At 71.7% G+C, this 22,072-nt stretch carries 22 protein-coding genes and 1 pseudogene; 7 read left to right on the forward strand and 16 right to left on the reverse strand.

Annotation, left to right across the window (positions count from 1 at the left end; all coding sequences use genetic code 11):
- The first annotated feature begins 14 nt into the window (after nt 1-14).
- Entirely contained in the window at nt 15-788 is a 774-nt protein-coding gene (gene pgl / locus ABT158_RS44650; RefSeq protein ID WP_352364410.1) for a 6-phosphogluconolactonase, read from the forward strand.
- 39 nt (nt 789-827) lie between these two features.
- On the opposite strand, the gene add is transcribed toward pgl, so the two are convergent.
- Nucleotides 828-1,847, reverse strand: a complete 1,020-nt coding sequence (gene add, locus ABT158_RS44655) for an adenosine deaminase (protein ID WP_352364412.1) — start codon at nt 1,845-1,847, stop codon at nt 828-830.
- 176 nt (nt 1,848-2,023) lie between these two features.
- Here add and ABT158_RS44660 point away from each other — a divergent pair, with 176 nt between their 5' ends.
- Nucleotides 2,024-2,815: a class I SAM-dependent methyltransferase gene (locus tag ABT158_RS44660; protein WP_352364480.1), complete on the forward strand. Its 792-nt coding sequence runs from the start codon at nt 2,024-2,026 to the stop codon at nt 2,813-2,815.
- Between the two features lie 225 nt (nt 2,816-3,040).
- Here the strand turns inward: ABT158_RS44660 and ABT158_RS44665 are convergent, their stop codons facing one another.
- Together ABT158_RS44665 and ABT158_RS44670 are read right to left on the reverse strand one after the other, a co-directional pair.
- Nucleotides 3,041-3,910 carry an oxidoreductase gene (locus ABT158_RS44665; RefSeq protein WP_352364414.1) on the reverse strand — a complete coding sequence of 290 codons (870 nt, stop codon included), beginning with the start codon at nt 3,908-3,910 and terminating at the stop codon, nt 3,041-3,043.
- Nucleotides 3,911-3,949: 39 nt separating this feature from the next.
- The gene (locus ABT158_RS44670) at nt 3,950-4,744 is read right to left on the reverse strand and encodes a hypothetical protein (protein WP_352364416.1); all 795 of its coding nucleotides are present in this window, start codon (nt 4,742-4,744) and stop codon (nt 3,950-3,952) included.
- A 73-nt stretch (nt 4,745-4,817) separates the two neighbouring features.
- Between ABT158_RS44670 and ABT158_RS44675 the strand changes: the two are divergent.
- Nucleotides 4,818-5,339 (forward strand): annotated as a pseudogene (locus tag ABT158_RS44675) (Clp protease N-terminal domain-containing protein); the annotation flags it as partial.
- A gap of 54 nt (nt 5,340-5,393) precedes the next feature.
- Here the strand turns inward: ABT158_RS44675 and ABT158_RS44680 are convergent.
- Nucleotides 5,394-6,416: a GNAT family N-acetyltransferase gene (locus tag ABT158_RS44680; protein WP_352364418.1), complete on the reverse strand. Its 1,023-nt coding sequence runs from the start codon at nt 6,414-6,416 to the stop codon at nt 5,394-5,396.
- Nucleotides 6,417-6,523: 107 nt separating this feature from the next.
- Between ABT158_RS44680 and ABT158_RS44685 the strand changes: the two genes are divergently transcribed.
- Nucleotides 6,524-7,900 carry an NAD(P)/FAD-dependent oxidoreductase gene (locus ABT158_RS44685; protein ID WP_352364420.1) on the forward strand — a complete coding sequence of 459 codons (1,377 nt, stop codon included), beginning with the start codon at nt 6,524-6,526 and terminating at the stop codon, nt 7,898-7,900.
- 51 nt (nt 7,901-7,951) lie between these two features.
- Nucleotides 7,952-9,556, forward strand: coding sequence for an amidohydrolase (locus tag ABT158_RS44690; RefSeq protein ID WP_352364422.1), 1,605 nt, complete (start codon nt 7,952-7,954; stop codon nt 9,554-9,556).
- A 49-nt stretch (nt 9,557-9,605) separates the two neighbouring features.
- On the opposite strand, the gene ABT158_RS44695 is transcribed toward ABT158_RS44690, so the two are convergent.
- From ABT158_RS44695 to gap, 5 genes are all read right to left on the reverse strand, one after another.
- On the reverse strand, nt 9,606-9,950 hold the full coding sequence (locus tag ABT158_RS44695; protein ID WP_082310244.1) for an RNA polymerase-binding protein RbpA: 345 nt from the start codon (nt 9,948-9,950) through the stop codon (nt 9,606-9,608).
- A 74-nt stretch (nt 9,951-10,024) separates the two neighbouring features.
- Entirely contained in the window at nt 10,025-10,255 is a 231-nt protein-coding gene (gene secG, locus ABT158_RS44700) for a preprotein translocase subunit SecG (RefSeq protein WP_352364424.1), read from the reverse strand.
- Nucleotides 10,256-10,354: 99 nt separating this feature from the next.
- The gene (gene tpiA / locus ABT158_RS44705) at nt 10,355-11,140 is read right to left on the reverse strand and encodes a triose-phosphate isomerase (protein WP_352364426.1); all 786 of its coding nucleotides are present in this window, start codon (nt 11,138-11,140) and stop codon (nt 10,355-10,357) included.
- Between the two features lies 1 nt (nt 11,141).
- A complete protein-coding gene (locus tag ABT158_RS44710; protein ID WP_352364428.1) occupies nt 11,142-12,329 on the reverse strand; it encodes a phosphoglycerate kinase in 1,188 nt (395 codons plus the stop codon).
- Between the two features lie 37 nt (nt 12,330-12,366).
- Nucleotides 12,367-13,371, reverse strand: a complete 1,005-nt coding sequence (gene gap, locus ABT158_RS44715) for a type I glyceraldehyde-3-phosphate dehydrogenase (RefSeq protein ID WP_352364430.1) — start codon at nt 13,369-13,371, stop codon at nt 12,367-12,369.
- A 182-nt stretch (nt 13,372-13,553) separates the two neighbouring features.
- Here gap and ABT158_RS44720 point away from each other — a divergent pair, with 182 nt between their 5' ends.
- Nucleotides 13,554-14,288 carry a hypothetical protein gene (locus ABT158_RS44720; RefSeq protein ID WP_352364432.1) on the forward strand — a complete coding sequence of 245 codons (735 nt, stop codon included), beginning with the start codon at nt 13,554-13,556 and terminating at the stop codon, nt 14,286-14,288.
- 187 nt (nt 14,289-14,475) lie between these two features.
- On the opposite strand, the gene whiA is transcribed toward ABT158_RS44720, so the two are convergent.
- The 7 genes from whiA to ABT158_RS44755 all read right to left on the reverse strand — a co-directional run bounded on the left by whiA (nt 14,476) and on the right by ABT158_RS44755 (nt 21,072).
- Entirely contained in the window at nt 14,476-15,456 is a 981-nt protein-coding gene (whiA, locus tag ABT158_RS44725; protein ID WP_138714326.1) for a DNA-binding protein WhiA, read from the reverse strand.
- 72 nt (nt 15,457-15,528) lie between these two features.
- A complete protein-coding gene (locus ABT158_RS44730; RefSeq protein WP_352323040.1) occupies nt 15,529-16,485 on the reverse strand; it encodes a gluconeogenesis factor YvcK family protein in 957 nt (318 codons plus the stop codon).
- A gap of 11 nt (nt 16,486-16,496) precedes the next feature.
- Nucleotides 16,497-17,363, reverse strand: coding sequence for an RNase adapter RapZ (gene rapZ / locus ABT158_RS44735; RefSeq protein WP_352323031.1), 867 nt, complete (start codon nt 17,361-17,363; stop codon nt 16,497-16,499).
- A 44-nt stretch (nt 17,364-17,407) separates the two neighbouring features.
- On the reverse strand, nt 17,408-19,312 hold the full coding sequence (gene uvrC, locus ABT158_RS44740) for an excinuclease ABC subunit UvrC (RefSeq protein ID WP_352323041.1): 1,905 nt from the start codon (nt 19,310-19,312) through the stop codon (nt 17,408-17,410).
- Nucleotides 19,313-19,441: 129 nt separating this feature from the next.
- Nucleotides 19,442-19,879 (reverse strand): Rieske (2Fe-2S) protein, encoded by a 438-nt coding sequence (locus ABT158_RS44745; RefSeq protein ID WP_352364435.1) that lies wholly within the window; start codon nt 19,877-19,879, stop codon nt 19,442-19,444.
- 76 nt (nt 19,880-19,955) lie between these two features.
- Complete coding sequence (locus tag ABT158_RS44750; RefSeq protein ID WP_352364437.1) at nt 19,956-20,396, reverse strand: Rieske (2Fe-2S) protein; 441 nt, start codon at nt 20,394-20,396, stop codon at nt 19,956-19,958.
- A gap of 259 nt (nt 20,397-20,655) precedes the next feature.
- On the reverse strand, nt 20,656-21,072 hold the full coding sequence (locus ABT158_RS44755) for a Rieske (2Fe-2S) protein (protein WP_352364439.1): 417 nt from the start codon (nt 21,070-21,072) through the stop codon (nt 20,656-20,658).
- A 242-nt stretch (nt 21,073-21,314) separates the two neighbouring features.
- Between ABT158_RS44755 and ABT158_RS44760 the strand changes: the two genes are divergently transcribed.
- On the forward strand, nt 21,315-22,061 hold the full coding sequence (locus tag ABT158_RS44760) for a DUF2306 domain-containing protein (RefSeq protein WP_352364441.1): 747 nt from the start codon (nt 21,315-21,317) through the stop codon (nt 22,059-22,061).
- Nucleotides 22,062-22,072 lie beyond the last annotated feature (11 nt).

A 22,072-nucleotide genomic window follows, 5' to 3' on the forward strand; every position in this document is an offset into this window, starting at 1 on the left:
GAGAAAGAAGTGTCGTGAGCGTTCCCAACGTTGTCGTGCACCGCGACGCCGACGTCCTGGCCAAGGCCGTGGCGGCGCGCATCATCACGCGCCTGGTCGACGTGCAGTCGGCCAAGGGGTCGGCCTCGATCGTGCTGACCGGCGGCACGGTCGGCATCGCCACGCTGGCCGCCATCGCCGCCACGCCCGCCCGTGACGCCGTCGACTGGCGGCGCCTGGACGTCTGGTGGGGCGACGAGCGTTTCGTGCCCACCGGCGACAAGGAACGCAACGAGACCGGCGCCCGCCAGGCGCTGCTCGACCACGTGGACCTGGACCCCGACCGGATCCACGTCATGCGCGGCCCCGACTCCGGCATGACAGCCGAGGAGTCGGCCGAGGCGTACGCCGCCGAGCTGCGCGCCGCGGCCCGCCCCGAGGACCACGGCCCGGTGCCGGCCTTCGACGTCATGCTCCTCGGCATGGGCCCCGACGCGCACGTGGCCTCGCTGTTCCCCGGCATGCCCGCCCTGTACGACACGCGCCCGGTCGTCTCCGTGCACGGCTCCCCCAAGCCGCCCCCCACCCGCATCTCCCTGACCCTGCCCGCCATCCAGGCGGCGCGCGAGGTGTGGGTGGTGGCGGCCGGCGAGGAGAAGTCGGGCGCGGTACGCCTGGCGCTGTCGGACTCGGGGCACGTCCAGGTGCCGGCGGCCGGCGCCCGCGGCCGGGCCGGCACCCTGTTCCTGCTCGACCGCGCCGCCGCCGCCAAGATCCCCCCAGAACTCGGCCGCCTGGCCTCCCCCTGACCTCGGACGCGAGTCGGGGGCGCACGACGTGCCTGGCCGTCAGAGGTCGGCGGTCAGGGTGTCGATCTCCTTGAGGAGGGTCTGCTTGCGGTCAGCGGCCAGGTAGGAGGCATTGACGGCGTTGCGGGCGAGTTGGGCCAGCTCGGTGGCGCCCAGGCCGAGCACGTGGGCGGCGGCGCGGTACTCCCCCGCCAGCGTGGTGGCGAACATGGGCGGGTCGTCGCTGTTGAGGGTGACGTACAGGGCCTCCTCCAGCATCCGGGGCAGCGGGTGGGCGGCGAGCTCGGGCACCTGGCCGGTGCAGACGTTGGAGGTGGGGCAGACGTCCAGGGGCAGCTGGGTCTCGCGCAGGTGGGCGACCAGGCGGGGGTCGGACAGGCAGTTGATGCCGTGGCCGATGCGCTCGGCGCCGTAACCCTCGATGACCTCCCACATCGTCTCGGGGCCGCTCATCTCGCCGCCGTGCGGGACGCTGTGCAGGCCGGCGGCGCGTGCGGCGGTGAAGGCGTCGCGGTAGGCGTCGCGGTACTTGGGGCGGTCCTGTTCGATGCCACCGATGCCGAAACCTACCAATGCGGCGGGAGGTTCGCGCAGGGCGTGGTCAACGGTGATCCGGGCGGCCTCCTCGCCGTACTCGCCGGGGATGTCGAAGATGTAGGCCATCTCCACGCCGTGGTCGGTCAGGGAGCGGCGGGCGGCCAGGTCGAGGGCCTCGGTCACCTCGCGCATGGGCATGCCGACCACGTGGTGGGCGTACGGGGTGACCTGCAGCTCGGCGTACCGGCCGCCCTGTCCGGCGAGGTCCCTGGCCAGGCCGAGGACGAGGGTGGCGACGTCCTCGGGCTCGCGGACCAGGCTGTTGACGGCCTGGTACACGCGGGCGAAGTGGGGGAAGTCGAGGAAGGTGTAGAAGCGGCGCAGTTCCTCCTCGGAGGTCGGGACCTCACTGCCGGGATGCCGCCGGGACAGCTCCAGCACGGTGTCGACCGAGGCCGATCCGACCAGATGTACATGCAGCTCCACCTTGGGCAGCGCGTCGATGAAGGCGTCGATGGTCATGGCGAAGACCATAAGCCTGAGATTTCCTTCTAAAACAGGGAATCGGGCGAAATTTCACCTCAAGATGTCAGGATTCGGGTTGCGGGGTAGGCTCCGGGGTTGTGAGGGATCCCGAGGCCTACGACCGCGGCTTCGCGCGGCTCAGCTCGCACACCGTCCAACCCCTGCTCGCCGCCGTGACCCGAGTCGACACCGCGACCCCAGGCGACACCGCACCCCCAAGCAATACCGCGACCCCAGGCGCCGACCTGACCCCATACTCGGAAGGCCGGGGGGCGCGGCGTCCTGAGGGCGGTGTTCCGGAGGGGCGTCGGGAGCGGATCCTTGACGTCGGATGTGGCACCGGCGTGGTCACGGCGGCCGCGCTCGCGGCCGGCGCCGAGGTCACCGCCGTGGACGCCGACCCCGCCATGCTGGAGCTGGTCGCCCGCCGCCACCCCGCCGCCACCGTCCGCCGGGCCACCCTGCCCGTCCTGCCGTTCGAGGACGCCTCCTTCGACGCCGTGGCGGGCAACTTCGTCGTCAACCACGTCGCCGACGTCCCGGCGACGCTCGCGGAGCTGCGCCGGGTGCTGCGTCCCGGCGGCGCCGCCGCGCTGACCTGGTGGAAGTCCGACGAGATGACGGCCACGAACGTCTTCGCCGAGGCCCTGGCGGCGGCGGGGGTGCCGTACGAACCCCCGGTCCGCCCCTTCGCCGCCGTGGAACGGCCGGAACGCTTCGCCGGGCTGCTGGAGGAGGCGGGCTTCACGGCCGTGGACGTGCGGACCCTGCGCTGGCGACACCGGGTGGACGTCGCAGCCTGGTGGAGCGGCGTGGTCGAGGCGGGCGGCCCGCGTTTCGAGACGATCGCCCGCCAGCCGCCGGAGACCTACGCCCGCGTCCGGGCCTGCTACGACCGCCTGGCCGCCCCGTACGCCGGCACGGGCTTCCCCGTCTGCGCCCATCTGGCCCGCGGCCTGCGCTGACCGGGCGCAGGACCGGCGGCACCCGCACGCCGCCGACCGGCTCCTCGCCGAAGGGCGGCCCGGTGAAGATCGTGGGTACCGCATCAGACTCGGGAGCGACGTCCGCGTCGAGCTCGCCGCGCCCTCCGGCCCGTTCGACCAGGGCACGCACGCCGACCGCCGTGTGGCAGCGTCGAGGACAGCCCCCATGAGCGGCGGGTGCCTGCGCTCCCGGCGGCACGTCCTTCAGCGGTGGGCGATCTCCTCGAACCCTACGCCCGTGAGCTGCGCGGACACCTCCCACAGCCGCCGCGCGACCTCCTCGGACCTGGCCGTCTCCGACGGCGTGAGCAGCTTCAGCCGGGGGCCGACGAACTCGCCGCCGGTGACGTCCGGCGAGGTGGCGGCGTACAGAGAGGGGGCGGCGCCGGCGTCGGCCGACTGCAGGAACAGGCGCAGGAGGGGCTGCAGGGGCCCCAGCTTGACGAAGCGGGTCGCGGTGGCACCCGGGTGGGTGGCCACGCTGATCAGGCCCGCACCGGCGCTGCTGGCCCGTCGCTGGAGCTCCAGGGTGAAGAGCAGGTTGGCGAGCTTGGACCGCCCGTACGCGCTCATCCGGCCGTAGCCGCGTTCCAGGGCGAGGTCGTCGAAGTCGAGCCTGCCCATGGAGTGCGTGTCGCTGGAGACGGTGACCACGCGGGCGTGCGGAGCGGCCAGGAGCCGTGGCAGGAGCAGGCCGGTGAGCGCGAAGTGGCCGAGGTGGTTGGTGGCGAACTGGAGCTCCCACCCGTCCTCGGTCAGCTGGCGGGGGACCAGGCCGATCCCGGCGTTGTTGATCAGCAGGTCCACCTTGTCCACCGTGTCGGCGAAGCGCCGGATCGAGGACTGGTCGGCCAGGTCGAGGGCGCCGTACGCGACGTCGGCCCCCGGCACGGCCCGCCGGATCTCCGCCACGGCGGCCTCGCCCTTGTCCGCCGAGCGGGCGGCCACGATGACGCGGGCGCCGTGCCGGGCCAGCTCGCGGGCGGTGGGCAGGCCGATGCCGCTGTTGGCGCCGGTGACGATGGCCGTTGTGCCGGTGAGGTCCGGGATGTCGGCGGGCGTCCAGGGGGCCATCGCCCCTCCTTGCAGGTGTACGAACGCGTTTCGTGCACCTTAGTCCAGTCGTCGGCGGGCGTGACGCTCCTCGCGGCGCGTGACCTCCAGACGTTGCCGGACCTCCTCCAGCCGCTTGCGGGCCTTGGCGAGCTTGCGTTCCAGCCGGGCGACCTTCTCGGCGCGCTCGTCGTGGTCGCGGGTGACCGACTCCAGGGCCTCGGCCCACTCCCGGTGGGCCGCCTCGGCCTCCGCGCGCTCCTTCGCCTTCCTGGCCTCCTTCGCCTCCTTGGCCTCTCGCGCCTGCCTGGCCTCGGCCTCCGCCCGCGCTTCGGCCGCCGCGTCCTTCCCGCCCCGCCCCCGCCCACGCGCCCCGGTGGCGGGCGTGGTGGCGGGGGCGGGGGCGAATCCGCTGTAGTTGAGTGGTTTGGCCAGGCGGCCGGCCCGCACCTGGTCGGCGGCTCCAGCGTCCACGACGGCGGCGTCCAGCGTCTGGTCCACCTCCGAGGCGGCCGCCGCCGACAGGCCGCCGGCCTGCCTGGCCAGCCTGGCCACCTTGGCGGTCGCCTCGCCACGTGACCGGGTCAGCTCGGCCAGCGCCTCGGCGTCCTGCGCCTGCCAGGCCGCGCGCAGCCGCTCCCCCACGCCGAGCAGTTCGGCCAGCTCGGCGGGGTGCTCCTGGGCCAGCCGGTTGACCGCCCAGGCTGAGACGGTGGGCTTGCGCAGCTTCGCGATGTCCCGCGAGAGCCGTACGTCGCCCGCCTCCTTGGCCGCGCGGACCTCGGCCGCACGGGCGGCGGTGAACTCCGCCGGCGGGACTGCGTAGAGGCGGCCGGCCACCTCGTCAAGATCCACACAGGACAAATACCCCACACGGCGTGGTTTGTAGCGCATAGTGGAGGCAGCCCCAGTCGAACGGAGGCCTCCGGTGTTCGAACGCTTCACCGACCGTGCGCGCAGGGTCGTCGTGCTCGCCCAGGAGGAGGCGCGGCAGATGAGCCACGACTACATCGGCACGGAACACATCCTGCTGGGCCTCATCCACGAGGGCGAGGGGCTGGCCGCGCTGGTGCTCGACGGCTGCGGCGTGGAGCTGGAGCACGTACGGGCCTTCGTGGAGCGCGAGGTGGGCCGCGGGGCCAGCTCGCCGAGCGGGCACATCCCCTTCACCCCGCGCGCCAAGAAGGTGCTGGAGCTGTCCCTGCGCGAGGCGTTGCAGCTGCGCCACAACTACATCGGCACCGAGCACATCCTGCTCGGGCTGATCAGGGAGGGCGAGGGGCTGGCCGCCCGGGCTCTGGCGGACACCGGCGCCGACCTGGCCGACGTCCGGCAGCGCCTGCTCGACCGGGTGGGCCGCGGCACCAGGGAACGTCCGACGGAGGTGTACTTCGGCGGCGGCTCGGTGCTCGCCGAACGGCTCACCCGCATCGAGGAGAGCCTGGAGCGCATCGAGCGCCACCTGGGCATCGGCCCGGCCGAGTCCGGCGAGCCCGAGGAAGGCCTAGGCTGAGGCCCGTACGCCGACCGGCAGCCGCGCCTCCACGACGCCCGGATCCTCGGTCCGGCCGAGCGAGGCGCCCAGGCTGGTCAGCAGGCCGCGCATCCGCGCGTTGTCGGCCAGCAGGGTGGCCCTGACCTCGGCGTACCCGAGGTCGCGGGCCTGCCGCACCAGCATCCGGGCCAGCACGGTGCCCAGGCCACGCCCCTGCCAGCGGTCCTCGACCAGGAAGGCCATCTCGGCGATGCCGGGGTCGGGGGTGAACATGAGGTTAGCCATCGCCACGACCTGGCCGTCGTGCCCGGCGACCAGCGAGAAGCCCCTGCCGCGGTCGCAGAGCCGGTCGAACGTGCGCGGCGGGAGCGCGGGCATCGAGGTGAAGTAACGGAACCTGCGGGCCTCGGGCGAGCACCTGTCGTGCAGGTCGCGCACGGCCTCGCGGTAGATCGTGGTGAGCGGCCGCACGGTGACCTCGGCGCCGTCGGCCAGTTTCAGGGCCTGTTCGGACGGGGCCTGGCCGGGCGCGGGCTGGGCGAGCCGGGCGAAGGACGCCGCGCGGGCGGCCTCGGTCAGCGTGAACGGCAGCCCGGTGCGGCGCAGCCGGACCGCGCGCCGCCGCGCCACGGGCACGACGAGCAGGGTCGGGTCGGGGAGATCGCTCACCGGTTCACCGTAGATCCACCGGGCGTCGTCCGCGCGCAGCAGCTCGGCCAGCAGCTCGGGCAGCCGCCAGGGCATGGAACGCAGCCGGGAGGCCAGCAGCAGCGCCCTGGTCGGCTCGTCGGTCAGCTCGTGGGCGGTGGCGGGCACCACCTGGACGCGCCGGCCGCCGGCGGCCTCCAGCGCCTCGCGCACGGCCTCAGGGCCGGCCGGGATGTCGGCCACGAACTCGTCGACCGTGCCGTCGGCGTCGGACTGGACGCTCAGGCCGAGGATGTTGCCGCCCCTGGCGGCCAGGGCCGAGGCCAGCGAGGCCAGCCGTCCGGGTCGCTCGTCCACCGTGGTCCGGATGCGCAAGAATCCCATGGGAGGAGCATGCCCGAGATGTGTTACATGCCCGATAACGACGGGTTTCATCACGAATTTCGTCGTGAGATGCGGCACCTGATCCTGATATAGCAGGATATGGGGCCATGAATGCGCGAGTTCCCTTGTCGTCCGGATTCGTCAACGGTGACGTGTCCTTCTGGTACCGCTCGTCCGGGGTGCCGGAGCCCGGTCCGCGGCTCGACGGCGACCTGCAGGCCGACGTGGCGATCGTCGGGGCCGGCTACACGGGGCTGTGGACCGCGTACTACCTCAAGAAGGCCCGCCCCTCGCTCCGGGTGGTGCTGCTGGAGCAGGAGTTCGCCGGGTTCGGCGCCTCGGGGCGCAACGGCGGCTGGCTGACCGGCGACCTGGCCGGCTCCCACGAGCGGTACGGCTCGGACGCCCGCCGTCTGCAGCGTGAGATGTACGCCTCCATCGACGAGGTCATCGCGGTCTGCGCGAACGAGTCGATCGACTGCGACATCGTCAAGGGCGGCGTGGTGAACGTGGCCCGCACCCCCGCCCAGGCCGACCGGCTGCGCGCCTCGGTGGCCGCCGCCCGCGCCTGGGGCATCGAGGAGGCGGACCTGCGCCTGGCCGACCCCTCGGAGCACGTACGCGTGGCGGGCGCCCTGGCGGCCTCCTGGAGCCCCCATTGCGCCCGCATCCAGCCCGCCAAGCTGGCCCAGGGGCTGGCCAGGGCCGTACGCGACCTCGGCGTCCCGGTCTACGAGCGCACCCCGGTCACCGAGATCGCCCCCGGCCGGGCGGTGACCCCGTACGGGACGGTCACGGCGGCGTACGTCATCCGCGCCACCGAGGGCTTCACCGCCCGCCTGAACGGCCTGCGCCGCCAGTGGCTGCCCATGAACAGCTCCATGATCGTCACCGAGCCGCTCCCCGCCTCCTTCTGGGACGAGGTCGGCTGGCGCGGCGCCGAACTGCTCGGCGACCTCGCGCACTACTACATGTACGCCCAGCGCACCGCCGACGACCGCATCGCCTTCGGCGGCCGGGGCCGTCCCTACCTGTACGGCTCCCGCATCGACGCCCGCGGCCGCACTCACGAGTGGACGGTCGAGGCCCTGTGGCGGCTGCTGGTCGACTTCTTCCCCGCGGCCCGCTCCTCCTCGGTCGCGCACGCCTGGTCGGGCGTGCTGGGCGTGCCGCGCGACTGGTGCTCAACCGTGCACGTGGACCGCGCGACCGGCCTGGGCTGGGCCGGCGGCTACACCGGGCACGGCGTGACCACGACGAACCTCGCCGGGCGCACCCTTCGTGATCTCATACTCGGGGAGGAGACGGAGCTGACGTCCCTGCCGTGGGTGGGGCGCAAGGTGCGCTCCTGGGAGCCCGAGCCGCTGCGCTGGATGGGGGTGCACGCGATGTACCGCCTGTACCGGGTGGCCGATCACCGGGAGCGTTCCATGCCCCGCACCTCGGCCCTGGCCCGCTTCGCCGACCTGATCACCGGCCACTGACGCCGCGCTGAGAACCGCACTGAGAACCGCACTGAAAAAGGGAGAACCTCCATGAACATCCTCTTCCGTGGTGGCGGCGCCTTCATCGGCGGCGCCGTGCGGCGCGACGCCGTGCTGGTGCGGGACGGGGTGATCGCCGCCGTCGGCCCGGAGGGCGAGCTGTCCCGCAGCGCCCCCGGCCACGACACCGTCGACCTGGACGGCGGCCTGCTCACCCCGGGTTTCATCGACGCGCACTTGCACCCAGTACAAGCCGGACTCGAACGAGCGAAGTGCGACTTGTCAGAGATTTTTGGCCTAGACACCTACATAGCCAAGATCTCCGACTACGCCACGAAAAATCCAGAAAAAGAGTGGATCGACGGCGGAGGCTGGGACATGTCAGCCTTCCCCAACGGCCTCCCCCACCGCTCCCAGCTCGACTTCCTCGACCGGCCGGCCTACCTGATCCAGCGTGACCACCACGCCGCCTGGGTCAACTCCCGCGCCCTCGACCTGGCCGGCATCACCCGCGACACCCCCGACCCCGCCGACGGCAGGATCGAGCGCGACGCCGACGGCACCCCGTCGGGCGTCCTGCACGAGGGCGCGATGGACCTCGTCGGCCTGCTGGCCCCCCGGCCCACCGCCGAGGACCAGGCCAGGGCCCTGGCCGAGGCCGAGCAGCACCTGTTCTCGCTGGGCGTCACCGGCTGGCAGGACGCCATCGTCGGCTCGTACGCCGGCTCGGACGACCAGCTTCCCACCTACCTCGACGCCGCCCGCGCGGGCCGGCTGCGCGCCCGCGTGGTGGGCGCGCTGTGGTGGGACAGGACGCGCGGCGAGGACCAGATCGAGGACCTGGTCCGCAGGCGGGCCGCCGCCGAGCGGCTGGACCGGTTCGCCGCCACCTCGGTCAAGATCATGCAGGACGGCATCACGGAGAACTTCACCGCCGCGACGCTGGAGCCGTACTGCCGGTGCGGCGGCACGGGCCTGTCCTACGTCGATCCGGGCAAGCTGAAGCAGTACGTCGCCGAGCTGGACCGGCTGGGCTTCCAGGTGCACTTCCACGCCATCGGCGAACGTGCCGTGCGCGAGGCCCTGGACAGCTTCGAAGGCACCGACCCGGCCAACCGCCACCACATCGCCCACCTGCAGATCATCGAGCCCTCCGACGTGCCGCGCTTCGCCGCGCTGGGCGTCACGGCCAACCTGCAGCCCCTGTGGGCCACCCACCACGCCCAGATGGACGAGCTGACGCTGCCGTTCCTGGGTGAGCCGCGCTCGTCGTGGCAGTACCCCTTCAAGGATCTCCAGGCGCACGGCACCCGGTTCTGCGCGGGCAGCGACTGGCCGGTCTCGGACGCCGACCCGATCCAGGGCATGCACGTGGCGGTGAACCGTACCGAACCGGGCGGATCGGTGCACGCGGGCTACCCGACGGCGCAGACGCCGTTCCTGCCCGGCCAGCGCCTCGACCTGGCCACGGCGTTGAGCGCGTACACCGAGGGGTCTGCCTGGATCAACCGCTCGCCGGCGGGCGTGATCGCGCCCGGCCGCCCGGCCGACCTGGTGGTGCTCGACCGCGACCCCTTCGAGCTGCCCCCGGCCGACATCTGGACGACGCGGGTGCGCATGACGTTCGTCGACGGCGTGGCGGTGCACGGCCGGTGACGCGCGAAGGGCCCCGGTGACCAGCACCAGGGCCCTTCCGCCGGCTCGCCTACCAGGGGGACTTGTTGTTGCGCAGGCGCTCCAGTGCCTCCTCGAGGATCGCCTTGCCGTCCTTGTCGCTCCGGCGCTCCTTCACGTAGGCCAGGTGCGTCTTGTACGGCTCGTTCTTGGGCGGGGCAGGCGGGGCCTCCTCGTCCTGTCCGGCTGGGAGGCCGCAACGTGGGCAATCCCACATCTCGGGGACCGCCGCGTCGCTGGCGAAACTGGGGCGCGTCTCGTGCATGTTGGCGCACCAGAACGAGACCCGCACTCTCGGAGCTGCCTCGCCGCGCTCGGCCTCCCCCATAGGGCCGGCGCCGACTCGGCTGCCACGGATCGCGTTGCCACTACCCACGGATGAACTCCTCGCTCGATCGCCCCGCGTCGTGACACGGGGGGAGAATCACTGTCACGCGTTAATCAGTTGTCTCAAGGCCGCATGAGCAGGCCGAGAGCGATGATGCAGACGAACCAGATGGTGCCCGTGATGACGGTCAGCCGGTCGAGGTTGCGCTCCACCACCGAGGAACCACCGAAGTTCGACGAGAAACCGCCGCCGAACATGTCAGACAGGCCGCCACCCTTGCCCTTGTGGAGCAGGACGAGCAGGATCATGAGACCGCTCGCCAGGATGAGGGCGATGGAGATTCCGATTTCCACGGTATGCCTGTTCCTTCAGTGCTCTGTTACGCGTGACGATTCAAACTTGCCTCTTGAGGGTACGGCCTGGTGTCAAGTCGCACCCTCAGAACGACTCAGTTAGCCAGGCAATTCGGAGAATCGGCAGATCTTGGCGAACTCCCCGGCGTCGATGCTGGCACCGCCCACAAGCGCGCCGTCGACATCGGGTTGAGCCATGATCCCCACGATATTGCCGGACTTGACCGAGCCACCGTAAAGGATACGGACCGCGGAGGCCACTTCGGGGTCGTAGAGCTCCGCGAGTCTCACCCGCAACGCTCCGCAGACCTCCTGGGCGTCCTCCGGGGTGGCCACCTCGCCCGTGCCGATCGCCCACACGGGCTCGTAGGCCACCACTATCGATTTTGCCTGCTCGGCGCCGATTTTGCGCAGGGCGCCGTCGAGTTGACCGAGACTGTGCGCGATGTGGCCGCCCTCTTGGCGCACCGCCAGCCCCTCGCCGACGCACAGGATGGGCGTGAGCGAGTGCCGGTAGGCCGCCTGCACCTTGGCGTTGACGAGGTCGTCGTCCTCGCCGTGGTACTGGCGGCGCTCGGAGTGGCCGATGACCACGTACGTGCAGCCGAGCTTGGCCAGCATGACGCCCGACACCTCGCCGGTGTAGGCGCCGCCGTCGTACTGGGACAGGTCCTGGGCCCCGTAGACGATGCGCAGCTTGTCGCCGTCGACCAGCGTCTGGACGCTGCGCAGGTCGGTGAAGGGCGGCAGGACGGCCACCTCGGCCTTGTCGAAGTCCTTGTCGCTGAGCGCGAACGCCAGCTTCTGGACCAGGGCGATGGCCTCAAGGTGATTGAGGTTCATCTTCCAGTTGCCGGCGATGAGCGGCTTGCGCTGCTGGGCCACCTCAGTCCTCCAGAGCCGCTAGTCCGGGAAGGGTCTTGCCCTCAAGGTATTCCAGGCTGGCCCCGCCGCCGGTGGAGATGTGCGAGAAACCGTCCTCGGGCAGGCCCAGCCTGCGCACGGCCGCCGCGGAGTCGCCGCCGCCGACCACCGTGAAGGCGTCGGAGCCGATGAGCGCCTCGGCCACCGCCCTGGTGCCGCCGGAGAACGCGTCGAACTCGAACACGCCCATCGGCCCGTTCCAGAAGACGGTCTTGGCGTCGGCCAGCTTGCTCGCGAACAGCTCGCGCGTCTTGGGCCCGATGTCGAGCCCCTCGCGGTCGGCCGGGATCGCGGTGGCCTCGACCACCTCGTGCTCGGCGTCGGCCGCGAAGGTGACGGCCGCCACCACGTCGACCGGCAGCACGAGGTCGACGCCCCGCTTGCCGGCCTCGGCGAGGAAGCCGCGCACCTGGTCGAGCTGGTCCGCCTGGAGCAGCGACCGGCCCACCTCGTGGCCCTGGGCCTTGAGGAAGGTGTAGGCCATGCCGCCGCCGATCAGCAGCCGGTCGACCTTGGTGAGGAGGTTGGCGATGACGCCCAGCTTGTCGGAGACCTTGGCCCCGCCCAGGACGACCACGTAGGGACGCTCGGTGTCCTCGGTCAGCCTGCGCAGCACCTCGACCTCGGCCACGACCAGCCCGCCGGCCGCGTGCGGCAGCAGCTTGGGCACGTCGTAGACGCTGGCGTGCTTGCGGTGCACCGCGCCGAACCCGTCGCCGACGTAGAGCTCGGCCAGGCCGGCCAGCTTCTCGGCGAACGCGCCGCGGACGGCGTCGTCCTTGGACTCCTCGCCCGGCTCGTAGCGCAGGTTCTCCAGCAGGGCGACCTGGCCCTCCTGGAGGGCCTCGACCGTCTGCCGCGCGCTGTCGCCGACCACGTCGGTGGCGAAGGCGACGTCCTGGCCGAGCAGCTCGCCCAGGCGGGCGGCCACCGGCCTGAGCGAGTACTCGGGATCGACCTTGCCCTTGGGCCTGCCCAGATGGGCGCAGACGACGACCTTGGCGCCGCGCCCGGCCAGCGCCTGGATCGTCGGCACCGACGCGCGGATGCGGCCGTCGTCTGTGATCTTCTCCCCGTCGAGCGGGACGTTGAGGTCGGCGCGCACGAGCACGCGCCGCCCCTTGACGTCGAGATCGTCGAGCGTGCGCATGCTCATGCTCCTGTTCCCGCAGCGGCCTCGGTCACGCTCACAGGTCGCGGCCGACCAGCTCGATCAGGTCGGCGAGGCGGTTGGAGTAGCCCCACTCGTTGTCGTACCAGCCGACGACCTTGACCTGGTTGCCGATGACCTTGGTGAGGCCGGCGTCGAAGATGCAGGAGTGGGGGTCGGTGACGATGTCGGAGGAGACGATCTCGTCCTCGGTGTAGCTGAGGATGCCCTTGAGCGGGCCCTCGGCGGCGGCCTTGACCGCAGCGTTGACCTCCTCGGCGGTGACCTCGCGGCTGACGTCGACGGTGAGGTCGGTGGCCGAGCCGGTGGGGATCGGCACGCGCATGGCGAAGCCGTCGAGCTTGCCCTTGAGCTCGGGCAGCACCAGGCCGATGGCCTTGGCGGCGCCGGTGGAGGTGGGCACCACGTTGAGGGCGGCGGCGCGGGCGCGGCGCAGGTCCTTGTGCGGGCCGTCCTGCAGGTTCTGGTCCTGCGTGTAGGCGTGGATGGTGGTCATCAGACCCTTCTCGATGGTGAAGGTGTCGTGGAGGACCTTGGCCATCGGAGCCAGGCAGTTGGTGGTGCAGGACGCGTTGGAGATGATCGTGTGGCTGGCCGGGTCGTAGACGCCCTCGTTGACGCCCATCACGATGGTGACGTCCTCGTTCTTGGCGGGCGCGGAGATGATGACCTTCTTGGCGCCGTTGTCGGCGTGCACCTTGGCCTTGGAGGCGTCGGTGAACAGGCCGGTGGACTCCACCACGACGTCGACGCCGAGGTCGCCCCAGGGCAGCTTGGCCGGGTCGCGCTCCGCGAACGCCTTGATCGCCTTGCCGTCGACGGTGATCTCGTCGCTGGAGGCCTTCACCTCGTACGGCAGACGGCCCAGGATGCTGTCGTACTTCAGCAGGTGGGCGAGCGTCGCGTTGTCGGTCAGGTCGTTGACCGCGACGATCTCGATGTCCTTGCCGCTGGCGGCGACCGCGCGCCAGAAGTTGCGACCGATGCGGCCGAAGCCGTTGACGCCTACGCGGATGCTCACGGAAACCGATCTCCTCGAACAGATGGCGGTTGAATCTCAACCACGAACACTATCGGACCCAAATTGGTTTAGACCACTGCAGGTACCGCCCTGCGTATCCCCGTTCAGCGGGCACAATTTGCGAGCTTCGAGTAAAGTGCCCGACTCGTCGGAGTAAATTCGTGCATTCTCTGGGGGCTGAGATGTCACATAAGCGGTCCGGCCTGCTTCCTGGACTGATCGCGGGGCTGGTCGCCGCGCTGGTCTGCGCGGCGGTCCTGGGGCTGGCGGTGCTGTTCCAGGACCGGCTGCCGAAGGCCGTGGCCACGCTGGGCAACGGCCACGCCCTGTCGGTGACGCTGTCGCTCCTGATCGCGCTGCTGGTCGCCGTGGCCGTGGGCGCGGCCCGCCCGCGCAACCGGGCGCTGCCGGTGGTGGCCGCCGTGTACGCGGCGGCGGCCGTCGCCGGCGGCCAGATCTCGGGCGTGTCCATCATGCTCGGCGCCGCGCGGCACACCTCCGCGACCGGCACGCCCTTCTCTCCGCGGATCGGCGACATCACGGCGGCCAACGCCGGCGAGGGACTCCCCCGCGCCCTGGCGGTCTACCGCGAGCCGCTCACCCAGACGTGGCAGATGTGGCTGTACATCGCCGTCGCCGCCGTGGCCGCGCTCCTGCTGGTCACGCTGCGCGTCTTCCGCGTACGCCGCGCCGACCGGGCCGCCCTGGCCGCCCAGGAGGCGGCGGAGGAGGCCGGGCAGGAGTACCGGGCGCCCTTCGAGCCCGCGCAACCGCCCGCCCAGTCGTCCGCCCAGTCGTCCGCGCAGTCGTCAGCCCAGTCGCCCGCACAGTCGTCCGCGCAGGTGCTCGCGCAGTCGCCTGGGCAGCAGGCCGCGCCCGCTGACCTGTTCACGCCGCGCAAGCCCGCCAGGGACTGACCGACGCCCACTCAGCAGCCGTCGGACGGCCCACAGCGCGCTTCGTCACGGCGAGCGGCCCGTGAGCCCTCACGACCGGCCATGACGGGCGTGCGGGGACGTCGGCGCGTGCGGGCCACCGCGCGGAGCCGTACGGGATGGGGGTCTCCCGGACGGCGCCGCGGGCGCCCGCACGGCGGCGAGCCCGCTACGGCGCCAGCATGTCGACGGTGAGGTTGGCCTCGGTGTTGGGGATGCCCAGGTCGGAGGCGCGCTTGTCGGCCATCGCCAGCAGCCGCCTGATGCGCCCGGCGATGGCGTCCTTGGTCAGCGGCGGGTCGGCGATCTGGCCCAGTTCCTCCAGCGACGCCTGCTTGTGCTCCACCCGCAGCCGCCCGGCCACCACCAGGTGGTCCGGCGCCTCCTCGCCGAGGATCTCCAGCGCGCGCTGCACCCGCGCGCCCGCCGCGACGGCCGCCCGCGCCGAACGCCGCAGGTTGGCGTCGTCGAAGTTGGCCAGCCGGTTGGCGGTGGCCCGCACCTCGCGGCGCATCCGGCGCTCCTCCCAGGCCAGCACGCTGTCGTGCGCGCCGAGGCGGGTGAGCAGCGCGCTGATCGCGTCGCCGTCGCGGACCACGACGCGGTCGACGCCGCGCACCTCCCGGGCCTTGGCGTGGATCTTCAGCCGCCGGGCCGAGCCGACCAGCGCGAGCGCGGCCTCCGGCCCCGGGCAGGTGACCTCCAGGGACATCGACCGCCCCGGCTCGGTCAGCGAGCCGTGCGCCAGGAAGGCGCCCCGCCAGGCCGCCTCGGCGTCGCAGGCCGCGCCGGCCACGACCTGCCGTGGCAGGCCGCGCACCGGGCGCCCGTGGTTGTCGATCAGGCCCGTCTGCCGGGCCAGCGCCTCACCGTCGCGGTAGACGCGCACCACGTAGCGTGAGCCCTTGCGCAGCCCGGCCGGCGCGAGCACGAGCACCTCGGCCTTGTGGCCGAACACCTCGCCGATGTCCTTGATCAGCCGCCGCGCGGTGGCGTTGGTGTCGAGCTCGGCCTCGATCACGATGCGGCCGCCCACCAGGTGCAGGCCGCTGGCGAACCGCAGCAGCGTGGAAACCTCCGCCTTGCGGCAGCACGGTTTCAGCACCGGCAGGCGGCTCAGTTCGTCCTTCACCACACCTGTCATCGCCATAAGCGTTAGTCCTTCCCCCATTCAGACCGGCTCCCGCCAGTCTCTCGCACCTTCGCGCCACGCCGACCAGGATCAACGCTTCTGGAGGAAAATCTCGTCCAGGACGGAGGCAAGACGTCGTGGGTCATGCCGGGGCGAGCCGTCGGCGGCGGCCACGTCGGCCAGGACGAGCCGGGCGCCGAGCGCCGCCGCGGCCTTGTCCAGGGCGTCGAGGTCGTCGACCACGCCGGTGTCGGCCAGCACGACGTCGAAGGCCAGGTCGGGGGCGTGCTGGCGGAGCACCTCCAGGTGCTGCTGGGGGGAGAAGTCGTCGGTCTCGCCCGGCTGGGGGGCCAGGTTGAGGGTGACGAGCCGCTTGGCCTTGCTGTCGTGCAGCGCGCGGGCCAGCTCGGGGACCTTCAGGTGCGGCAGCACGCTGGTGAACCACGAGCCCGGCCCGAACACCAGCCAGTCGGCCTCGTGCACCGCGGCGACCGCCTCGGGACGCGCCGGCGGGTCTTCGGGCACCAGGGAGATGGCCTGCACCCGGCCCGGCGTGAGCGCGCAGGCGACCTGGCCGCGCACGGTCGAGGTGACGCCGTCGAGCTCGACCTCGGCCACGATGTCGAGCGGCACCGAGGCCATCGGCAGCACCCTGCCGTGCGCGCCGAGCAGCCGGCCCACCCAGTCGAGGCCGGCCACCGAGTCGCCGAGCAGCTCCCACAGCGCCACGATCAGCAGGTTGCCGACGGCGTGCCCGTGGAGCTCGCCCTCGCTGCGGAAGCGGTGCTGGACGACCTCGCTCCAGGTGATGCCCCACTCGTCGTCGCCGCACAGCGCGGCCAGCGCCATGCGCAGGTCGCCGGGCGGCAGCACGCCGAGCTCGCGGCGCAGCCGGCCGCTGGAGCCGCCGTCGTCGGCCACGGTCACGACCGCGGTCAGCCGGTCGGTCACGACCCGTAAGGCCGACAGCGAGGCGTAGAGCCCGTGGCCGCCGCCGAGGGCCACCACGCGGGGGCCGTTCAGCGGATGGGGCAGCCCCGCCTCCATACGTTCATGGGTCACTCCCGCCCCACATCCCGGTGACTGACCTGGACCTCCATGCCGCGGTCGCGCAGGCGGGCGGCGACCTGCTCGGCCATGGCCACGCTGCGGTGCTTGCCGCCGGTGCAGCCCACGGCCAGGGTCGCGTAGCTCTTGCCCTCGCGGGCGTAGCCGGTGGCGACGACCTGCAGGACCTCCTCGTAGGCGTCGAGGAACTCCTTGGCGCCCGGCTGGCCCAGCACGTAGTCGCTGACCGGCGCGTCGAGGCCGTTCATCGGCCGCAGCTCGGGCACCCAGTGGGGGTTGGGCAGGAACCGGCAGTCGACGACGAGGTCGGCGTCGACCGGCAGGCCGTACTTGAACCCGAACGAGACGACGTTGAGCCGCAGCCCCGGACGGTCATCGCCGCCGAAGTAGGCGACGATCTTGTTACGCAGGTCGTGCACGTTGTGGGACGAGGTGTCGATCACCAGGTCGGCGTTGGCCCGCACCTCGCGCAGGATGCCGCGCTCGCGGGTGATGCCGTCGACCAGGCGGCCCTCGCCCTGCAACGGGTGGGGCCGGCGGACGTTCTCGAACCTGCGCACCAGCTCCTCGTCGCTGGCCTCGAGGAAGACGACCCGCACGCGCACGCCGCGGCCCTCCAGCTCCTCGATGGCCGCGTTGAGGTCGGTGGTGAAGGCCAGGCTGCGCACGTCGACGACCGCGGCCACCTTGTCGGCGGCCAGCTTGACCTTGCCCGCCTCCTCCGCCATCGCGAACAGCAGCCCCGGCGGCAGGTTGTCGATGACGAACCAGCCCAGGTCTTCCAGCGCCTTGGCGGCCGTGCTGCGCCCCGCCCCGGACATGCCGGTGACGATGACGAACGCCGGCTCGGTGCTCATGGCCTCACTCCGTTCGCCGACACCCTGCGCTCCCTCGCGGGTGTTCACGATGTATCTCCCTTCAGCGTCGACACGATGACCTCGGCGAGGGCCGGCCCGATGCCGGGAACCTCGCAGATCTCGGTCGCGCTGGCCTCGCGTAGCTTCTTGACGGAGCCGAAGTGCTTGAGCAACGCCTGCCTGCGCGCCGGCCCGAGGCCGGGCACGCCGTCGAGCGCGCTCTCCTTCACTGACTTGGACCTCTTGGAACGATGGTAGGTGATGGCGAACCTGTGTGCTTCGTCGCGGACGCGTTGCAGCAGGTAGAGACCCTCACTTGAACGAGGCATGATCACTGGCTGGTCGTCGCCGGGCAGCCACACCTCCTCCAGCCGCTTGGCCAGGCCGCACACCGCGACGTCGTCGATGCCGAGCTCGTCGAGCGCCCGCTGCGCGGCGGCCGCCTGGGGGCCCGCGCCGTCGACGACGACCAGGTTGGGCGGGTAGGCGAACTTGCGCGGTTTGCCGGTCTCGGGGTCGATGGGCCCGTGGCCGTCGTCGTCCTCGGCGGCCAGCTCGCCGGTGGCCGAACGTTCCTCCAGGTAGCGCCGGAACCGCCGCATGATCACCTCGTGGATCGAGGCGACGTCGCCCTCCTTGGTCTTGATGGCGAAGCGCCGGTACTCGCTCTTGCGCGCCAGACCGTCCTCGAATACCACCATGGACGCCACGACGTTCTCGCCCTGCAGATGGGAGACGTCGTAGCACTCGACGCGCAGCGGCGCCTGGTCGAGGTCGAGCGCGTCGGCGATCTCCTGCAGCGCCTTGCTGCGCGTGGTCAGGTCGCCGGCGCGGCGGATCTTGTGCTGGGCCAGGGACTCCTTGGCGTTGCGCTCGACGGTCTCCATCAGCGCCTTCTTGTCGCCGCGCTGCGGGACGCGCACCTCGACCCGGGCCCTGCGCTGCTCGGTCAGCAGCTCGGCGACCGCCTCGGCGTCGGGCGGCAGCGCGGGCACGAGCACCTCGCGCGGCATCGACTCGGGCCCGGCCTCGCCGTACATCTGCAGCAGGAACTGCTCGACCAGCTCGCCGGGCGAGGTCTCCTCGACCTTGTCGACCACCCAGCCCCGCTGACCGCGGATGCGGCCCCCGCGCACGTAGAACACCTGGACGGCGGCCTCCAGCGGATCCTCCGCCAGCGCGATCACGTCGGCGTCGGTGGCCTCGCCGAGCACCACGGCCTGCTTCTCCAGCGCGCGCTGCAGCGCCTGGATGTCGTCGCGCAGCCGGGCCGCCCGCTCGTACTCCTGCTCGGCGGCGGCCTCGCGCATGTCCTTCTCAAGGCGCTTGATGAAGCGGGTGGTGTTGCCCGCCATGAAGTCGCAGAAGTCTTCGGCCAGCTCGCGGTGCTCCTGCGGGGTCACCCGGCCCACGCACGGCGCCGAGCACTTGTCGATGTAGCCCAGCAGGCACGGACGGCCGATCTGCCCGGCCCGCTTGAACACCCCGGCGCTGCACGTGCGCACCGGGAAGACGCGCAGCAGCAGGTCGACGGTCTCGCGGATGGCCCAGGCGTGCGAGTAGGGGCCGAAGTAGCGGGTGCCCTTGCGCTTGGCGCCCCGCATGACCTGGACGCGCGGGAAGTCCTCCCCCATCGTCACCGCGAGGTAGGGGTAGGACTTGTCGTCGCGGTACTTGACGTTGAAGCGCGGGTCGAACTCCTTGATCCAGGAGTATTCGAGCTGCAGCGCCTCGACCTCGGTGCCGACGACGGTCCAGTCGACGTCGGCGGCCGTGGTGAGCATCGACTGCGTGCGCGGATGCAGCGCGGAGAAGTCGGCGAAGTAGGAATTGAGCCGCTGCCGCAGGCTCTTGGCCTTGCCGACGTAGATCACCCGGCCGTGCGCGTCCCTGAACCGGTAGACCCCCGGCGACTCGGGGATCGAACCTGGTCTGGGCCGGAAACTCAAGGGGCTGCCCGCTGCTCTCGCCACGGTCAAAGACTAGTAGGCGCCACCGACAAGGTGACCCGCCGAGCCTTCGGACGGCACGACGGGGCTCACCGCGTTCTCGGGTCAAGCCATGCATCACGCCGGCGGTCAGGCCAGGGTGATCTGGTCGCCCTCCACCTTGATCTGCTGGGCGGCCAGCGGCTTGTCGGCCGGCCCATCGGTGACCGAGCCGTCGGCGATGTTGAACTTGCTGCCGTGGCACGGGCACACGATCGCGCCGTCCGCGACGCTGCCCACGGGGCAGCCCTTGTGCGTGCAGATCGCGCTGAAGGCCTTGAACTCGCCCGCCGTCGGCTGCGTCACCACGATCTTCTGGTCCTTGAAGATCGTGCCGCCGCCGACGGGGATGTCGGCGGTCTTGGCCAGCGCGCCGCCGGCCTGCGGGGCGCTGGACTGCGACGCGCCCGGCTGGGCCGCGCTCGACTGGCCGCCCGCGTCGGGGGCGGTGGCCGCCGGGGTCTCGGTGCTTCCGCCGCAGGCGCTGATCGCCAGGGCCAGCCCGCCCGCGCCCACACCCGCTATCACTGCCCGACGGCTTCGAAGGTCATCTCCCATGCCTCCCACCCAACCGGAGGCAGGTGAGAAATTCATGAGACGGGGATTAGGCGAGTCTGATCTTGTCGCCATCCACGGTGATCTTCTTCTCGGCGAGTGGCGCGCCGGCGGGGCCGTCGGCGACCGAACCGTCCTCGATCTTGAACTTGCTGCCGTGGCAGGGGCAGTTGATCGTGCCGTCCGAGACGCTGGCGACCGTGCATCCCGCATGGGTGCAGATCGCCGTGAACGCCTTGAACTCCCCCTCGGTCGGCTGCGTCACCACGACCTTCTGGTCCTTGAAGACCGCGCCGCCGCCGACCTGGATGTCGCCGGTGTCGGCCAGCGCCTTGGCCTTCTTCTTCACCTTCTTCTTGGGCTCCGACGACGGCTCCCCACCGGCCGTTTCCTCGGCGGCCGGCGCCTCGTTCGCCGCCGTCGTCGGCGAACCGTAGCTCGCGCACGCCGTCAGAACCGCCGCGAGCCCGGCGCCTCCGGCGCCGAGCATGACCGTCCGGCGCGTCGTTTCTGTCATGGTGCGTCCTCCCAGGTCTCGGTCTCACATGCAGGTACGGCCGGTGCCCCCGCACCGGTTCAGCCTGCACGCCCCCAATCCCGGAAACCACGCACAATTACCCAGAAAAAGCCTTCCCCGGCCTGCCCCGCGAACCACGAGCGCCGACCTCAGCCCGCGCCATCAGAACGATCCTCAGCCCGCGTTCTCTGAACGCGCGCCCCATCCTGAGACCCGCTCTCAGGCCGCGTCCTCAGACCACGACGATGCCGTCGCCCTCCACCTTGACCTGGTAGACCGTCAGCGGCGCGGTCGCGGGCCCCTTGGTGGCCTGGCCGCTGTCGGCGGCGAACTCGCTGCCGTGGCACGCACACGTGATGACGTTGTCCTTCGGCGTGCCCACCGTGCATCCCTTGTGCGTGCAGACCGCACTGAACGCCTTGTAGACGCCCTTCGTGGGCTGCGTGATCACGATCCGCCACTCCTGCACGATCGTGCCGCCGCCGACGGGCACGTCCGCCGTCTTGGCGAGCACCTTGCCCTTGATGCTCGACGCCGGTTGCGCCTTGGCGTCCCCCGCCCCGCAGCCGGCCAGCGCCAGCCCGCACGCGGCCACCCCCGCCACGCCGAGCATCTCGCGCCGCCCGATGCCGCCGCCGTTTTCGGGCATGGCTTCGCCCTGATTCGTCACCGTCATGAATTAGCCGACCCTTCGCGTCTCCGCCGACCCCCAGCAGGTCAAGCCGTTACCCGTGCGTCAACTTTATTGGCCCCACCCCTCGGTCCGCCCATCGGGTGACCAATACGGTCGTCGTCGCGGCAACAAGCGGTCGGCGCACGGTGGGTGCACGGTGGGCACACGGTCAGCGGACGGTACGCCCGCGGTCAGCGCCGGGCGCGAGCGTGTCGCTCATGACACTCACCGAGACTCCCAAGCCCACGACGTCCGGGCCACGCTGGTGGCGGCGTCCGTGGGTGGCTCCACTCGTGGTGGTGGCGATCGCGTTCGTCGCCTTCTCGCTGCCGCCCTACCTGTCGCTGGACCCGAGCCGGTCGCGGGTGCCCGCGCCCGACTTCTTCCCGCCGCACTTCGCGGTGCTCTCCCTGCACGTGATCTTCGGCTCGATCGCGATGATCTCGTGCTGTCTGCAGGTCTGGCCGTGGTTCCGCGCCCGCCACCCGCGGGCGCACCGCATCATCGGCCGGGTGTACGTCTTCGGCGGCTGCCTGCCCGGCGGCCTGCTGGGACTGGTGGTCAGCCTGGCCACGCCCTTCGGCCCGGTGACCAGGGCCAGCGGGGTGGTGCTGGCGCTGCTCTGGCTGGGCTGCACCCTGGCCGGCTGGCGGATGGCCAGGCAGCGCAGGTTCGTCGATCACCGCAGGTGGATGATCCGCAGCTTCGCCCTGACGATGTCGATCATCACCAACCGCCTGTGGGGCGCGGTGTTCGTCATCTCGCTGTCACCGCAGCTCGACACCACCTTCCACGGCGACCAGGCGTTGCTGGCCGCCACGGTCGGCGCGCTGAGCGCCTGGCTGGGCTGGGTGCTGCCGCTGCTGTTCGCCGAGTGGTGGCTGGAGCGCGGCGACGCCGCCAAGCGCCGCCGCCGCGCCCGAGCCACCCCCCTGACTCCCGGCGAAACCCGAGCCACCACCTGACCCAGCTGAGC

Origin of the sequence: Nonomuraea sp. NPDC001636, from assembly GCF_040298265.1 — a bacterium.
In the GTDB taxonomy this organism is placed as follows: domain Bacteria; phylum Actinomycetota; class Actinomycetes; order Streptosporangiales; family Streptosporangiaceae; genus Nonomuraea.

Excerpts from the sequence above, each read along its gene's own strand:
- add (WP_352364412.1), bottom strand. The coding sequence starts at position 1,847 with ATGACCATCGACGCCTTCATCGACGCGCTGCCCAAGGTGGAGCTGCAT.
- ABT158_RS44665 (WP_352364414.1), bottom strand. The coding sequence starts at position 3,910 with ATGGCCCCCTGGACGCCCGCCGACATCCCGGACCTCACCGGCACAACG.
- ABT158_RS44680 (WP_352364418.1), bottom strand. The coding sequence starts at position 6,416 with ATGGGATTCTTGCGCATCCGGACCACGGTGGACGAGCGACCCGGACGG.
- ABT158_RS44685 (WP_352364420.1), top strand. The coding sequence starts at position 6,524 with ATGAATGCGCGAGTTCCCTTGTCGTCCGGATTCGTCAACGGTGACGTG.
- ABT158_RS44690 (WP_352364422.1), top strand. The coding sequence starts at position 7,952 with ATGAACATCCTCTTCCGTGGTGGCGGCGCCTTCATCGGCGGCGCCGTG.
- ABT158_RS44710 (WP_352364428.1), bottom strand. The coding sequence starts at position 12,329 with ATGCGCACGCTCGACGATCTCGACGTCAAGGGGCGGCGCGTGCTCGTG.
- ABT158_RS44720 (WP_352364432.1), top strand. The coding sequence starts at position 13,554 with ATGTCACATAAGCGGTCCGGCCTGCTTCCTGGACTGATCGCGGGGCTG.
- whiA (WP_138714326.1), bottom strand. The coding sequence starts at position 15,456 with ATGGCGATGACAGGTGTGGTGAAGGACGAACTGAGCCGCCTGCCGGTG.
- ABT158_RS44730 (WP_352323040.1), bottom strand. The coding sequence starts at position 16,485 with ATGGAGGCGGGGCTGCCCCATCCGCTGAACGGCCCCCGCGTGGTGGCC.
- rapZ (WP_352323031.1), bottom strand. The coding sequence starts at position 17,363 with ATGAGCACCGAGCCGGCGTTCGTCATCGTCACCGGCATGTCCGGGGCG.
- ABT158_RS44750 (WP_352364437.1), bottom strand. The coding sequence starts at position 20,396 with ATGCTCGGCGCCGGAGGCGCCGGGCTCGCGGCGGTTCTGACGGCGTGC.
- ABT158_RS44755 (WP_352364439.1), bottom strand. The coding sequence starts at position 21,072 with ATGCCCGAAAACGGCGGCGGCATCGGGCGGCGCGAGATGCTCGGCGTG.
- ABT158_RS44760 (WP_352364441.1), top strand. The coding sequence starts at position 21,315 with ATGACACTCACCGAGACTCCCAAGCCCACGACGTCCGGGCCACGCTGG.